Source organism: Leisingera daeponensis DSM 23529 (assembly GCF_000473145.1).
GTDB classification, from domain to species: Bacteria; Pseudomonadota; Alphaproteobacteria; order Rhodobacterales; family Rhodobacteraceae; genus Leisingera; species Leisingera daeponensis.
On sequence record NZ_KI421500.1, the window covers coordinates 103,579 to 116,314 of the forward strand.

Below are 12,736 nucleotides of genomic sequence, written 5' to 3' on the forward strand. Positions count from 1 at the left end.
TCGCCCCAGCCTTTACCTCATGGGATTACGGGCGGCAACATGGGCAGCAGCATGAGCGGGCAGGAGTTCTTTCAGGCAGGCGAAAGGGTCGGGGTTCTGACCACGCAACCCCTTGACCGGTTGCTGGATTACCGCGCGCCGGAGGGCGGCTGTTTCCTTGGCGCCTATGTCGAGGTGCCGCTGGGGCCGCGCAAGGTGCTGGGTGTGGTCTGGGGGCCGGGTGCGGGGGATTTCGATTCGGCCAAGCTGCGCTCGGTGATCCGGGTTCTGGATGTCGCGCCGATGCGGACCGAGATGCGACAGTTCCTTGGAAAGGCCGCCGATTACACCCTGACGCCGATGCCCGCGATGCTGCGGCTGGCGACCCGCGCGCCGGGGCTTTCCGATCCGCCCTCGATGCGCAAGATCCTGCGCCGCGGCGACGGCGTGCCGGACCGGATGACCGAGGCCCGCACCCGCGTTCTGGAAGTGCTGGAGGAATTCGGCGGTCTCGCCTTCACGCCCAGGGAACTGGCGGATATGGCTGATGTGACGCCTTCGGTGGTGAAGGGGCTGGTGAAACAGGGCGCCCTGCGCGAGGAGGAAGCGCCCCGTGACACCCCTTATCCGCATCTGGACCCGGAACTGCCCTCCAAGCAATTGACCGAGGATCAGGCCAACGCGTCGGCTGCGCTTGCAGATGCCGTGCACAGCGGGCGCTACGGCACCACACTGCTCAAGGGCGTCACCGGCTCCGGCAAGACCGAGGTTTATCTGGAGGCCGTCGCCGCCGCCCTGCGCGCCGGGCGGCAGGCGCTGGTGCTGCTGCCGGAAATCGCGCTCACCGCCGAATTCCTGACCCGTGTGGAGGCGCGGTTCGGTGCCAAACCGGCTGAGTGGCACTCCGGCGCCACCCTGACCGAACGCCGCCGGGTCTGGAAGATGGTCGGGCAGGGCGCCGCCCAACTGGTGATCGGCGCGCGCTCAGCGCTGTTCCTGCCGTTCCGCGACCTGGGCCTGATCATCGTCGATGAGGAGCACGACACCTCCTACAAGCAGGAAGACGGGGTTCTGTACAACGCCCGCGACATGGCGGTGCTGCGCGCGGCGATGTGTTCGGCGCAGGTGGTGCTGGCGTCCGCCACGCCCTCGCTGGAGACCTGGGCCAATGCCGAGGCGGGCAAGTACAAGCGGCTGAACCTCACCTCCCGCTTCGGCGCTTCAGTGCTGCCCGACATGCGTGCGGTGGATATGCGGTCAGAGGATCTGCTGCCCTCCACCTGGATTTCGCCGACCCTCAAGCAGGCGATGAAGCTCAGAATGGAACGCGGCGAGCAGTCGCTCCTGTTCCTGAACCGCCGCGGCTTTGCCCCGGTCACCATCTGCCGCGCTTGCGGCGCGCAGGTGGCCTGCGACCACTGCGATGCCCGGATGGTCGAGCACCGCTTCATGAAGCGGCTGATGTGCCACCAGTGCGGCGAAACCAAACCGGTGCCGGAGGCCTGCCCCTCCTGTGAGGTGGAGGGCAAGATGGCCCCGGTCGGCCCCGGCATCGAGCGTCTGGCGGAGGAAGCCACCGCCCTGTTCCCGGAGGCTCGCATCGCGGTGCTCAGCTCCGACCTCTTCGGCTCCGCCCGCGCGCTGAAACAGAGGATCGAGGAAATTGCCGCAGGCGAGGCCGACATCATCCTCGGCACCCAGCTGGTCGCCAAGGGCCACAACTTCCCGCTTCTGACGCTGGTGGGGGTGATTGATGCCGACCTGGGCCTGCAGGGCTCCGACCTGCGCGCGGCAGAGCGGACCTTCCAGCTGATGCGCCAGGTGGCGGGCCGGGCAGGGCGCGCCGAACGCCCGGGCGAGGCCTTGATGCAGACCTTCCAGCCCGAACACCCGGTCATCCGCGCGATCCTGTCGGGGGATGAGGAAAACTTCTGGAAGGCGGAAGCCGCCGAACGGCAGGCCGCCGGCGTGCCGCCCTACGGGCGGATGGCGGGGATCATCCTGTCGGGTCCGGATCTGGCGGCGGTGTTTGACCTCGGCAATGCGATGGCGCGCAACGATGGTCCCCTGCGCCAGATCGGCGCCCAGCTGTTCGGCCCGGCCCCGGCCCCCATTGCCCGGGTGCGCGGCCGCCACCGGGTGCGGCTGCTGGTCAAGGCGGCCAAAGGCGTGCCGCTGCAGGACGCCATCGCCCGCTGGATCGCGCCGCTGCGGCTGAAGGGCGACTTGCGGCTGAGCGTCGACATCGACCCGCAGAGTTTCTTTTAGGCCTGCGGCAGAAGGGGGCTCTGCCCCGGCCCCTGCGGGCCTCCCCCGGGATATTTTCAGCCAGATGAAGTTTGGATCCTTCATTCATCTGGCTGAAAATATCCCGGAGCGCGAGGCAGAGCCTCGCCTGAAACACCGGCTCAGGCCGTTGCGGTTTCAGCTGCAGCGCCGGTCAGGATGCTGGTGGCCATCGCGCCGATCCACATGAAAAACAGCGCCGCCCAGGCGGTGCCTGCAAAGATCGAGCCGCCGGTGACGCCCGCGCCGATGGCGCAGCCGCCGGCCAGCATGCCGCCGAAGCCCATCAGCGCGGCGCCGGTCATCGCCTTGCGCATGGTGGCGGCGTCATCGAAGGCCTGCAGCTTCATCTCCCCGGCAAAAGCCGCAGCCAGCATCGCGCCGATGAACACGCCGGGCACCAGGCCGATGTCGAATTCCAGCACCGCGCCCCGGTCCAGGAAGAACATCAGCGTGTGGGCGGAGGGGCCGGTGAAGGTCGCGCTTTCGATCTGCACCGGGTCAAAGGCCACCTGGCTCAGCGCATAGGTCAGCACCCAGCCTAGCGCGACGGCGAACCCGACGCCGGAGGCAAAGACCAGCCGCGCCGCGCCGATGCGGTTGCGGCGGGCCAGCACCAGGGCCAGCGCTGCCGTGGCCAGCCCCAGGATCACCCCGCCCGCTTGCGGGATCCCCAGTGCCGCCAGCAGGTCCAGATTGCGCCCGCCCCCGGTGATCCACTGCCGGGCCAGCCAGTCCCGCGCGGGCGACAGCAGGCCGGACAGGCTCATCTGCGCCACCACCGCAAAGATCAGCCCCGACACCACCGAGCGCAGGTTGCCGGTGGCCGCCAGCACCAGAAGCCGCCCCGAGCAGCCGCGCGCCAGCACCATGCCGCAGCCGAACATCAGCCCGCCGAGGATGGCGCCGGACCAGCTTCCCGGCACCGCCATCATCCGGGCATCGGCGCTTTCCATCAGCCCCAGCAGCTGCGCTGCCTGAACCCAGACCACCGCAGTGGAAAAGGTCAGCAGCCAGACCGCCACCTTGTCCCCCAGCCGGCCGCCCGCGAACTCTACCGTGGCGGCCCGCAGGCAGAACCGCGACCGCTGCGCGGCGACGCCAAAGACAACGCCGGTCAAAAGGCCCAGCAGGGCCGCTGCCGGCGCCTCGCCGATACGTTCAACCAGGGGAACCAGATCCATCACACACCTCCAAATTCACATGTTTGCATATGTGGTCCCGCAGGCGGGCGCTTTGATGCAGATCAGGGAAGGGGCGGTATGCTTCTGCGCGCTGGCGCAAAGGTGGATGTGCGGCCGCTTGTTGCCTCTCGCCAAACCGGGCGCAGAGGCGTACATCCGGTGCATGTTCAAACCGATGCCCCTGCATGAGGCGCAAGGCCTCCCGTTCTGGCGCCGCCCCGTGACGCTTCTGTTCCTGATGGCGCTGGCGATGCCGATTGCCTTCAACGCCTGGAGCGCGCTGCTCAACAACTTCGTGATCGAGGCGGCGCAGTTCGACGGCGCCGACATCGGCCTGTTGCACACGGTGCGGGAGATCCCGGGCTTTCTGGCGGTGGGGGTGATCGCCGTCATCCTGTTCGTCCGCGAGCAGGTGCTGGGGATGATCTCATTGGTGCTTCTGGGGGTGGCGACAGCGGTTACCGCCTGGTTCCCGTCACTCGGCGGCCTGTTGATGGTGACGCTGCTGAGTTCGATCGGCTTTCATTATTACGAGACGGTGAACCAGTCGCTGCAGCTGCAATGGCTGCCCAAGGAGAAAGCGCCGCAGACGCTGGGCTGGCTGGTGGCGGCAGGCTCGGCGGCAACGCTGGTGGTCTATGGGCTGATCGTGCTGACCTGGGACCGGTTCGATCTGGCCTATAACACCGTGTTCCTGGCGGCGGGCGGGGCAACGGCGCTGATCGCGCTTTTTGCGCTTTTTGCCTATCCGCAGTTCGACGCGCCGCATCCGCAGACCAAGAAGCTGATCCTGCGCAAACGCTACTGGCTCTACTACGCGCTGCAGTTCATGGCCGGCGCGCGGCGGCAGATCTTTGTGGTGTTTGCCGGCTTCATGATGGTGGAGAAATTCGGGTTCGATGTGCATGAGCTGACCGGCCTGTACCTGATCAACCTGGTGATCAACATGACCGCCGCGCCGATGCTGGGCAAGGCGGTGGCCATGTTCGGCGAGCGGCGCACGCTGATTTTCGAATACGCGGGCCTGGCCGCCGTCTTTGCCGCATACGGCGGCATCTACTGGTTCGGCTGGGGCGTGGTGGTTGCCGCGGTTCTGTATGTGGTGGACCATGTGCTGTTTGCGCTGGCGCTGGCGCTCAAGACCTATTTCCAGAAGATCGCCGATCCGGGCGACATTGCCCCCACCGCTGCCGTCGCCTTTACCATCAACCACATTGCCGCGGTGTTCCTGCCGGTGCTGCTGGGGCTGCTGTGGGTCTATTCGCCGGGCATGGTGTTTACGCTGGCAGCGGGCATGGCGCTGGTGTCGCTGTCCCTGTCGCTGCTGATCCCGCGCCACCCGGAGCCGGGCAACGAGACCATTTTCAGCAAATACGCCCGCCCCGCGCCCGCCGAATGACCGGACAGCCCTGTGGCGTCCGCCGCGGCGCTGCCGGGCTTGCAGCCAGGCGGGGGCGCTTGACGCGGGGCGCGCGGCAGCCTAGGCGCTTGCCAACAGTTTCAGGAGAGACGCCATGACCACCTTCACCGCCCTCACCACGCTCCGCGGAAAGTCCCAGGCCGAAGCGCTGGGCGACGCGATGGAGCGGCTGAACCCCGAGCCCACCGGTATCGGCGTCTTTGAGGTGGAAGACGGCTCCGGCCTGTGGGAGGTCGGCGGTTATTTCACCGAAGCACCGGATGAGGCGGGCCTTGCCCTGCTGGCAGCGATGCATGAGGCCAAACCTTTTGTCGTCTCCGAAGTGCCGGAAACCGACTGGGTCGCCCACGTCCGCCGCGAGCTGGCGCCGGTCGAGGCAGGCCGCTTCTTCGTCTACGGCAGCCACGACGCGGACAAGCTGCCCGCAGGCCGCATTCCGCTGCTGATCGAGGCCGCCATGGCGTTCGGCACCGGCCACCACGGCACCACCCTTGGCTGCCTCAAGGCGCTGGATCATTTGCTGGACCAGGGCTTTCAGGGCGAAAAAGTGGCGGATATCGGCTGCGGCACTGCGGTTCTGGCGATGGCCGCCGCGCGGGTCTGGGACGGCACCATTCTGGCCAGCGACATCGACGAGGTGGCGGTGGACGTTGCCGAGGCCAACCTGAAGGCCAACGGCATGGAAGGCCAGGTCATCTGCCTCGAAGCGGCCGGCTTCGATCATCCGGACTTGCAGGCGCAGGCGCCTTACGATCTCATCTTCGCCAATATTCTGAAGGGGCCGCTGGTGGCCCTGGCCCCCGATCTGGCGGCGAATCTGCGCCCCGGCGGCTATGCGATTCTCTCCGGTATTCTGAACGAGCAGGCCGATGACGTGGTCGCCGTTTATGCGCAGAACGGCGTCGATCTCGAACGCCGGGACGAAATTGGTGAATGGACAACGCTACTTCTGCGCAAAGCGGGGTGATTGAGTTAAGTTTGCGGTGAATTTTAAGGGTTTGCCGCATTTTCGCCTCATTTCGAGCCAAGAATAAGCCATCCGCTGGTGGGGGCCAGTTCGGAGGCTCGTAATGGGCGAACATCGTGATCAGTTCCAGGCGCGTTTGAAGCAGATCAACCGCAAACATGAAGCCATGTCCGGGGGCTACTCGGCAAAGCTGCGGCCGGACGGGCTGCTGGTGATCAAGCCGCGCAGTGTGCAATCCCGGATTTCCGCCCGCACGCTGGTTTTGGTCGCTGCGGCGTTTCTGCTGTTCAAGGGCTTCCTGATGGCTGCGCTGGGCTTTGGCATCTATGATGAGCGGGTGCGGACGCTTGCCGGCGGCAGCGCTGTGGAGCGCGCCGGGGCCTTCATCATGCAGGCCGACCCGTTCTCCGTCTTTTTCGCCCAGAAGATCGGGCCCGTGCTGCGCTGACCGCCGGGTCAGCTGCGGGGCCGCAGAAAGGCCGCCGGCAGGGGGAGCCGGCGGCCTTTTTTCATGCCCGGACAGCGTGCCCGGGCGCGGGGCCGTCCAGACAACAAAAAACGCCGCGGACCGGTGCGGGTCCGCGGCGTTTCCCTATTCGCCCCGCCAATACGCCCCGAGGGAGGCGGCAGGGCTGAAGAAGGGGGTCAGAAAACGGATTTGCCAGCCGCGACAGTGTCGATGTCGCCGCGGCACAGGCCGATGTCGGCCAGTTCGCGGTCGGTCAGGCCAGACAGCACGTTGCGGGTTGCGCGGGCGTCATTCCAGGCGGCAACAGCGCCGGCAGCGCTGGAAATCAGGGCGCCGATGCGGCCGAACAGGCCGGTGGACCCATAGGTGGTGCGGGTGGTGTCAAAAGCGGCCATGTCCTTGTCCTCTGATCTGGTGTTGGCGAGTGTCGCTGTGGTGCGATGGCCGGCATCTAGTGGCGAACTTTCAGCGCGGCAAGAACCGAAATTGCATGTGTCATATGCAGTTTGTGCATAGCTGAAACCCTTATAAAAAAGGGCTTTCCGCGCGGCGGCGAAATCGGCCGGAAAATGTCGCTCCCGCCTCTGCAAGGGGTCGGTTTCAGACCTCCGCCGCGCCGCTTTGCGGCTGCGGGCCGCCGGAAAGCAATTGGACATGTTCGCGTTTTGTGCTAACGGTGAAGAAAATAAATTCCGAACAAGCGGGCAGGGGTCGGGCACATCATGCGGATTTTGGGAATTGATCCGGGGTTGCGGAACCTCGGATGGGGCGTGATCGAATCGCGCGGCACCCGGCTGAGCCATGTCGCCAATGGCGTCTGCACCTCCGACGGCGATGATCTGGGCGAGCGGCTCTTGTCGCTGCACAATCAGGTCACCGAGATCATCGAGGCTTTTGCCCCGGACCAGGCAGCGATCGAACAGACCTTCGTGAACAAGGACGGCGCCGGCACCTTGAAGCTGGGCCAGGCACGCGGCGTGGCGCTGCTGACGCTGGCCAAGGCGGGCCTGCCGGTGGGCGAATACGCCCCCAACCGGGTCAAGAAGACAGTGGTGGGCGTGGGGCACGCCGAGAAGGAACAGGTCATGCATATGGTCAAGCTGCAGCTGCCGGGCTGCCTGCCGAAAAACACCGATGCCGCGGATGCGCTGGCGATTGCCATTTGCCACGCCTATTACAGGGGCACGCAGCAGCGGCAGCTGAAGGAGAAGCGCGCATGACCGGCAGGCTGGCATGATTGGAAAACTGACGGGCCGCCTCGACTACCGGGCGCAGGATCATGTGCTGATCGACGTGCGCGGCGTCGGCTATATCGTCTATTGCTCCGACCGCACCATGGCGGCGCTGCCGGGCACGGGGGAGCCGGTCGCGCTCTATACCGATCTGGTGGTGCGCGAGGACCTGATGCAGCTTTACGGCTTCCCCTCGCTGGTGGAGAAGGAATGGCACCGGCTGCTGACCTCGGTGCAGGGGGTAGGTGCCAAGGTGTCGCTGGCCATTCTCGGCGCGCTGGGGCCGGACGGGGTCAGCCGGGCGATTGCTTTGGGCGACTGGGCCACGGTAAAGGCAGCCAAGGGTGTCGGCCCCAAGACCGCGCAGCGGATCGTGCTCGACCTGAAGGACAAGGCGCCCGGCGTGATGGCAATGGGCGGCACGGTTGTTGATGCAATGGACGGACCCGGGCTGGAGCTGGTCGAGGCGGCTGATCCGGCGCCCGCCGCCAGACCGGCCCGCAAGGCGCCGCCGAAAAAGCCGAGCGGCGCGGCGGCCGCCTCCGCCGGGGCGCTGTCGGCTTTGGGAAATCTTGGTTATGGTCCCTCGGATGCCGCCGCTGCGGTGGCGGAAGCCGCGGCCACCTGGCCGGACGCGGACGAACCGGAACTGATCCGCGCCGCGCTGCGCCTGCTGGCGCCGAAGGGATAAGAGAATGCGTGCAAGGAAATGCGAGACTGCGGCTAGGGCAGCGCCCGTCCCCGCCTGCCGGCCGGGCGGTCCACCGGATATGAAGCTGGAGGCGGAGTGACGCTGATGATTGACGCCGACCCCGCCCTGCGCCCCGAGCCTTTGCCTGAAGACAGTGCTGCGGAGAACGACCGCGCCCTGCGCCCGCAGGGGCTTGGCGAGTTCATCGGCCAGGCCGAGGCCCGCGCCAACCTGCGCGTTTTCATCGAGTCCGCCCGCCGCCGCGGCGAGGCGATGGACCACACGCTGTTCCACGGCCCCCCCGGCCTCGGCAAGACCACGCTGGCGCAGATCGTCGCGCGCGAGCTGGGAGTGAACTTCCGCATGACCTCCGGCCCGGTGCTGGCCAAGGCGGGGGATCTGGCGGCGATCCTCACCAACCTCGAATCCCGCGACGTGCTGTTCATCGACGAGATCCACCGGCTGAACCCGGCGGTGGAGGAGGTGCTGTACCCGGCGATGGAGGATTTCGAACTGGACCTGGTGATCGGCGAAGGGCCGGCGGCGCGCACCGTGCGTATCGAGCTGCAGCCCTTTACGCTGGTCGGTGCCACCACCCGCATGGGCCTGCTCACGACACCGCTGCGCGACCGCTTCGGCATCCCGACCCGGCTGCAGTTCTACACTATCGATGAGCTGTTTGAGATCGTCAGCCGCAACGCCCGCAAGCTGGGCGCGCCCGCCGATGACGCCGGCGCCCGCGAGATCGCGCGGCGCGCGCGCGGCACCCCCAGGATCGCCGGGCGGCTCCTGCGCCGCGTGGTGGACTTTGCGGTGGTCGAGGGCGATGGAACCATCACCCGGGAGCTGGCCGACGGCGCATTGACGCGGCTGGGCGTGGACCAGCTTGGGCTTGATGGGGCTGACCGGCGCTATCTGAAACTGATCGCCGAAAACTACGGCGGCGGTCCGGTGGGGATCGAGACGATCTCGGCCGCCCTCAGCGAAAGCCGCGATGCGCTGGAGGAGGTGATTGAACCCTATCTCTTGCAGCAGGGCCTGATCCAGCGCACGCCGCGCGGGCGGATGCTGGCGCAGAAGGCCTGGACGCACCTTGGTATGCCTCCGCCGCGCAGCCAGAACGACCTGTTCGGGTAAAAGCAGCGCGCACTACCAAAAGTTGTGGCAGTGTTTCTGTCCAAATGTTTCGCGCGCGAAACATTGCGGCAGGACGGCTGACCTATTTGCGAGGGGTCCTTTTCTCTTCCCGGGAAGCGCTCCCGCCCGCCGCCGGCGCATCGCAGATGCGCCTGCACCCGTTGGGCGTGGCGCCGCGCTTGCGCACGGCGCGGCTGCGCTCAATCCGGGCCCGCGCCGCGCCAGCGGCGCCCGGCCCAAGGCTGCTGCCGGCGGCCTGGCGCAGCCCGGCGGCTGGGCAGGCGCGGGAGCCGCCCCCTTGCCGCCCCCTTGCCGCCGCGCGGCGCAGGCGGCATAGACGGGGCAAGACGAAGGAGACGCCCATGACCGCCCAGCTGCGAGACCTGACGCCGGAGCAGATCGAAGCCCTGTTCACCCGCCGTGACGGCGCCTATGCCTTTGCCCGCTGGGCGCGGCCGGTGGCGCCGATCGTGTTCGGGGTGCAGGACGAGACCCTCAAGACCCTCAAGGGCGCGCTGGAGGCGGTGATGACGCTGGCGGGCCACCAGATGGCCGAGACCGACCCGGAGCTGGGCTCGAACCTGATGTTCTTCTTCTTCCGCGACTGGGACGAACTGCTGGAGGTGCCGGATCTGGACCGGCTGATCCCGGGCCTGCAGCCGCTGGTCGCCCGGCTGAAGGAGGCGGACGCCAGCCAGTACCGCGCCTTCCGGTTTGACGATCAGGGCGGCATCAAGGCGGGGTTCGTGTTCCTGCGGATGAAGGGCGCGATGGCGCAGCTTCCGGCCGAGACGCTGGCGCTCACGCAGGCAGTGCAGGTTGCGCTGATGTGGGGCGATGCGGCCTTTGCCGAGGCTTCGCCGCTGGCGGTGCTGCCGGAGACCGGCACCACCATCCTGCGCCCGGAAATCGCGGGTGTGATTGCTGCCGCCTATGACCGGATGATGCCGGTGGCGGCAGATGACAAATCCCACGCCCTGCGCCTGTTCGCGCGCCTGCAGGCGCCGGCGGAACCGCCGCGGCCCTGATGCGCGCTTTCGTGGGCCTGCCGCTGCCGGATGCAGCCCTGGACGCGCTGGAGCGGCTGCAGGAGCCGCTGACGGTGGGGCGGCATGTTCCGGCAGAGAACATGCACCTGACGCTGGCCTTCCTGGACGATCAGCCGGAGGCCGTGCTTGAAGCCCTGCATCAGCTGCTGGCAGAAATCAGCGCGCCGCCGGTACAGCTCGCCTTCCGCGGGCTGGACACCTTTGGCGGCAAGCTGCCGCGGGTGCTGGCGGCTCAGGTGCAGAAAACGCCGGAGCTGAGCCATCTGCGGGAGCGTGTCCGCAGTGCCTGCCGCAGTGCCGGTATCGAACTGCCCCGCGAACGCTTCCGGCCGCATGTCACGCTGGCGCGCTTCCCCCGGCATCTGGAGGCCGGGCAGGTGGAGAAAATTGCCCGTTACCTGTCCGCAGCAGCGGATTTCCGGCTGGAGTGCGAGGCGGAGACCTTTGCGCTGTACCAGTCCACCCTTGCACCGGAAGGGGCGCGGTATGACGTGCTGGCGGAGTATGAGCTGAGAGGCTGATTGGCTGCCAAGGGCCGCATTGTTCCGCGGGGCGGCTGCTGGTGTGCGAACTATAAACTGCTGTAGGTTTTCTGCCTGGTGCAATAGGTTCCCGCCGGACAACAGGAGCGCAGGCAATGAACCATCAATTCCCCGTCCGGGTCTATTACGAGGACACCGATATGGGCGGGATCGTCTATCACGCCAATTACCTGCGCTTCATCGAACGCGCCCGCAGCGACTGGGTGCGCGGCATCGGCGTCGATCAGAACGCCATGCGCGAGGCCGGGCTGATCTATGTGGTGCGCCGCATCGAGGCGGATTACCTGGCGCCTGCCAAATTCGACGAGGAGCTGCTGGTCACCACCTCGATGCAGGCTGTAACCCCCGCCCGGATGACCCTGATCCAGGACGTCACCCGCGACGGCCAGCCGCTGTTCCGCGCCCAGGTCACCATCGTCTGCATCACCACGGGCGGCAAACCGGCGCGGCTGCCGGCAGAGATTCGCGCATTGCGGTAACATTTGGCACACTGCCGCCTGTTTTGATGGTCTTTGCCATTGAACTGCGCTAGCGTCTTGCCAAATAAGGCCGGATAAACGGCTGGAAAAACCGTAGAGCAGGCGAATGGAAGCAGAAACTCTGGCGCTGGCGCAGGAGATTGATTTCTCCATGTGGGGCCTATTTGCGCGGGCCACCGTGACCGTGAAACTGGTGATGCTGATGCTGGTGGGGGCCTCGATCTGGTCCTGGGGCATCATCATTCAGAAAATGATCAATTACCGCAAGGCGCGGCAGGAGGCGGATGCCTTCGACCGGGCCTTTTGGTCCGGCAACCCGCTGGATTCGCTGTTTGATCAGATCGGCGCCGAGCCTCCCGGCCAGGCGGCGCGAATCTTTTCCGCAGGGATGACCGAATGGCGGCGCAGCCACCGCAGCGACGGCGGGTTGATCCCCGGCGCACAGGCGCGCATCGACCGGTCGATGGATGTGGCCATCGCCAAGGAGACCGAGGGGCTGCAGAGCGGCCTGTCGGTGCTGGCCACCGTCGGCTCCACCGCGCCCTTTGTCGGGCTGTTCGGCACCGTCTGGGGCATCATGACCGCCTTCATCGAGATTGCGGAGCAGCAGAACACCAACCTCGCCGTTGTGGCGCCGGGCATTGCCGAGGCGCTGATGGCGACCGGCCTGGGCCTGCTGGCCGCGATCCCGGCGGTGGTGTTCTACAACAAGCTGAGCGCGGACAGCGACCGCATCATCGGCGGCTATGAAGCCTTTGCCGATGAGTTCGCCACCATCCTCAGCCGCCAATTGGACTCCTGAGGCCATGGGCGCCGCAGTCCAGCAGCCGCAAGGGGGCGGCGACCGCCGCCGGGGCCGCCGCCGCCGCCGCGGCCAGCCGATGTCGGAAATCAACGTCACGCCGTTCGTCGACGTCATGCTGGTGCTGCTGATCATCTTCATGGTGGCTGCGCCCCTGATGACCGTCGGCGTGCCGGTGGAGCTGCCCAAGACCGCCGCAGGTGCCCTGCCGGGCGACGAGGAAGAGCCGCTGACCGTGACCATGACCGCCGAGGGCGGGGTGGAGATCCAGACCACCCCGGTGGCGCGCGATGAGCTGGTGCCCAAGCTGCGGGCGATTGCGGCGGAGCGGTCTTCGGACCGGGTATTCCTGCGCGCGGACGGCAAGATCGCCTATGCTGACGTGATGCAGGTGATGGGTGCGCTGAATGCCGGCGGCTTTTCCAATGTGGGGCTGGTCACCGACACCGGCGGCCCGGCCTTGGACGGGCGGCAGGCGCAGGGCACGGATCAGTAAGCG

Annotated in this window: 14 protein-coding genes; 12 read left to right on the plus strand and 2 right to left on the minus strand. The window is 67.0% G+C overall.

All coding sequences use genetic code 11. The features are described 5' to 3' along the window. The first annotated feature begins 51 nt into the window (after positions 1-51). Positions 52-2,247, plus strand: coding sequence for a primosomal protein N' (locus tag DAEP_RS0100815; RefSeq protein ID WP_027243338.1), 2,196 nt, complete (start codon positions 52-54; stop codon positions 2,245-2,247). Between the two features lie 140 nt (positions 2,248-2,387). Here the strand turns inward: DAEP_RS0100815 and DAEP_RS0100820 are convergent, their stop codons facing one another. Next, positions 2,388-3,449 carry a YeeE/YedE family protein gene (locus DAEP_RS0100820; RefSeq protein ID WP_036760386.1) on the minus strand — a complete coding sequence of 354 codons (1,062 nt, stop codon included), beginning with the start codon at positions 3,447-3,449 and terminating at the stop codon, positions 2,388-2,390. A gap of 163 nt (positions 3,450-3,612) precedes the next feature. Here DAEP_RS0100820 and DAEP_RS0100825 point away from each other — a divergent pair, with 163 nt between their 5' ends. The 3 genes from DAEP_RS0100825 (at position 3,613) to DAEP_RS0100835 (ending at position 6,284) form a co-directional block, all read left to right on the plus strand. Then, positions 3,613-4,848 carry an MFS transporter gene (locus DAEP_RS0100825; RefSeq protein WP_008557075.1) on the plus strand — a complete coding sequence of 412 codons (1,236 nt, stop codon included), beginning with the start codon at positions 3,613-3,615 and terminating at the stop codon, positions 4,846-4,848. A gap of 115 nt (positions 4,849-4,963) precedes the next feature. Beyond that, a complete protein-coding gene (locus DAEP_RS0100830) occupies positions 4,964-5,836 on the plus strand; it encodes a 50S ribosomal protein L11 methyltransferase (protein WP_008556287.1) in 873 nt (290 codons plus the stop codon). 103 nt (positions 5,837-5,939) lie between these two features. Continuing rightward, positions 5,940-6,284 carry a hypothetical protein gene (locus DAEP_RS0100835; RefSeq protein WP_027243340.1) on the plus strand — a complete coding sequence of 115 codons (345 nt, stop codon included), beginning with the start codon at positions 5,940-5,942 and terminating at the stop codon, positions 6,282-6,284. A 197-nt stretch (positions 6,285-6,481) separates the two neighbouring features. On the opposite strand, the gene DAEP_RS0100840 is transcribed toward DAEP_RS0100835, so the two are convergent. Next, positions 6,482-6,700, minus strand: coding sequence for a DUF1127 domain-containing protein (locus tag DAEP_RS0100840; RefSeq protein WP_027243341.1), 219 nt, complete (start codon positions 6,698-6,700; stop codon positions 6,482-6,484). A gap of 327 nt (positions 6,701-7,027) precedes the next feature. Between DAEP_RS0100840 and ruvC the strand changes: the two genes are divergently transcribed. The 8 genes from ruvC (at position 7,028) to tolR (ending at position 12,733) form a co-directional block, all read left to right on the plus strand. Next, positions 7,028-7,525: a crossover junction endodeoxyribonuclease RuvC gene (ruvC, locus tag DAEP_RS0100845; protein WP_008555887.1), complete on the plus strand. Its 498-nt coding sequence runs from the start codon at positions 7,028-7,030 to the stop codon at positions 7,523-7,525. Positions 7,526-7,538: 13 nt separating this feature from the next. After that, entirely contained in the window at positions 7,539-8,228 is a 690-nt protein-coding gene (ruvA, locus tag DAEP_RS0100850; RefSeq protein ID WP_027243342.1) for a Holliday junction branch migration protein RuvA, read from the plus strand. A 105-nt stretch (positions 8,229-8,333) separates the two neighbouring features. Beyond that, positions 8,334-9,365 carry a Holliday junction branch migration DNA helicase RuvB gene (ruvB, locus tag DAEP_RS0100855; RefSeq protein ID WP_027243343.1) on the plus strand — a complete coding sequence of 344 codons (1,032 nt, stop codon included), beginning with the start codon at positions 8,334-8,336 and terminating at the stop codon, positions 9,363-9,365. A gap of 362 nt (positions 9,366-9,727) precedes the next feature. Next, on the plus strand, positions 9,728-10,393 hold the full coding sequence (locus DAEP_RS0100860) for a hypothetical protein (protein WP_027243344.1): 666 nt from the start codon (positions 9,728-9,730) through the stop codon (positions 10,391-10,393). After that, on the plus strand, positions 10,393-10,935 hold the full coding sequence (gene thpR, locus DAEP_RS0100865) for an RNA 2',3'-cyclic phosphodiesterase (protein WP_051337306.1): 543 nt from the start codon (positions 10,393-10,395) through the stop codon (positions 10,933-10,935). The genes DAEP_RS0100860 and thpR overlap by 1 nt, the downstream gene beginning before the upstream one ends. 116 nt (positions 10,936-11,051) lie before the next feature. After that, positions 11,052-11,435, plus strand: coding sequence for a tol-pal system-associated acyl-CoA thioesterase (gene ybgC, locus DAEP_RS0100870; protein ID WP_027243346.1), 384 nt, complete (start codon positions 11,052-11,054; stop codon positions 11,433-11,435). A 106-nt stretch (positions 11,436-11,541) separates the two neighbouring features. Further along, a complete protein-coding gene (gene tolQ / locus DAEP_RS0100875) occupies positions 11,542-12,237 on the plus strand; it encodes a protein TolQ (protein ID WP_027236732.1) in 696 nt (231 codons plus the stop codon). Between the two features lie 4 nt (positions 12,238-12,241). Then, the gene (tolR, locus tag DAEP_RS0100880; protein ID WP_008557137.1) at positions 12,242-12,733 is read left to right on the plus strand and encodes a protein TolR; all 492 of its coding nucleotides are present in this window, start codon (positions 12,242-12,244) and stop codon (positions 12,731-12,733) included. Positions 12,734-12,736: the final 3 nt, after the last annotated feature.

Excerpts from the sequence above, each read along its gene's own strand:
- DAEP_RS0100825 (WP_008557075.1), top strand. The coding sequence starts at position 3,613 with ATGTTCAAACCGATGCCCCTGCATGAGGCGCAAGGCCTCCCGTTCTGG.
- tolR (WP_008557137.1), top strand. The coding sequence starts at position 12,242 with ATGGGCGCCGCAGTCCAGCAGCCGCAAGGGGGCGGCGACCGCCGCCGG.
- DAEP_RS0100815 (WP_027243338.1), top strand. The coding sequence starts at position 52 with ATGAGCGGGCAGGAGTTCTTTCAGGCAGGCGAAAGGGTCGGGGTTCTG.
- thpR (WP_051337306.1), top strand. The coding sequence starts at position 10,393 with ATGCGCGCTTTCGTGGGCCTGCCGCTGCCGGATGCAGCCCTGGACGCG.
- ruvB (WP_027243343.1), top strand. The coding sequence starts at position 8,334 with ATGATTGACGCCGACCCCGCCCTGCGCCCCGAGCCTTTGCCTGAAGAC.
- ruvA (WP_027243342.1), top strand. The coding sequence starts at position 7,539 with ATGATTGGAAAACTGACGGGCCGCCTCGACTACCGGGCGCAGGATCAT.
- DAEP_RS0100830 (WP_008556287.1), top strand. The coding sequence starts at position 4,964 with ATGACCACCTTCACCGCCCTCACCACGCTCCGCGGAAAGTCCCAGGCC.
- ruvC (WP_008555887.1), top strand. The coding sequence starts at position 7,028 with ATGCGGATTTTGGGAATTGATCCGGGGTTGCGGAACCTCGGATGGGGC.
- DAEP_RS0100840 (WP_027243341.1), bottom strand. The coding sequence starts at position 6,700 with ATGGCCGCTTTTGACACCACCCGCACCACCTATGGGTCCACCGGCCTG.
- DAEP_RS0100835 (WP_027243340.1), top strand. The coding sequence starts at position 5,940 with ATGGGCGAACATCGTGATCAGTTCCAGGCGCGTTTGAAGCAGATCAAC.
- ybgC (WP_027243346.1), top strand. The coding sequence starts at position 11,052 with ATGAACCATCAATTCCCCGTCCGGGTCTATTACGAGGACACCGATATG.
- DAEP_RS0100820 (WP_036760386.1), bottom strand. The coding sequence starts at position 3,449 with ATGGATCTGGTTCCCCTGGTTGAACGTATCGGCGAGGCGCCGGCAGCG.
- tolQ (WP_027236732.1), top strand. The coding sequence starts at position 11,542 with ATGGAAGCAGAAACTCTGGCGCTGGCGCAGGAGATTGATTTCTCCATG.
- DAEP_RS0100860 (WP_027243344.1), top strand. The coding sequence starts at position 9,728 with ATGACCGCCCAGCTGCGAGACCTGACGCCGGAGCAGATCGAAGCCCTG.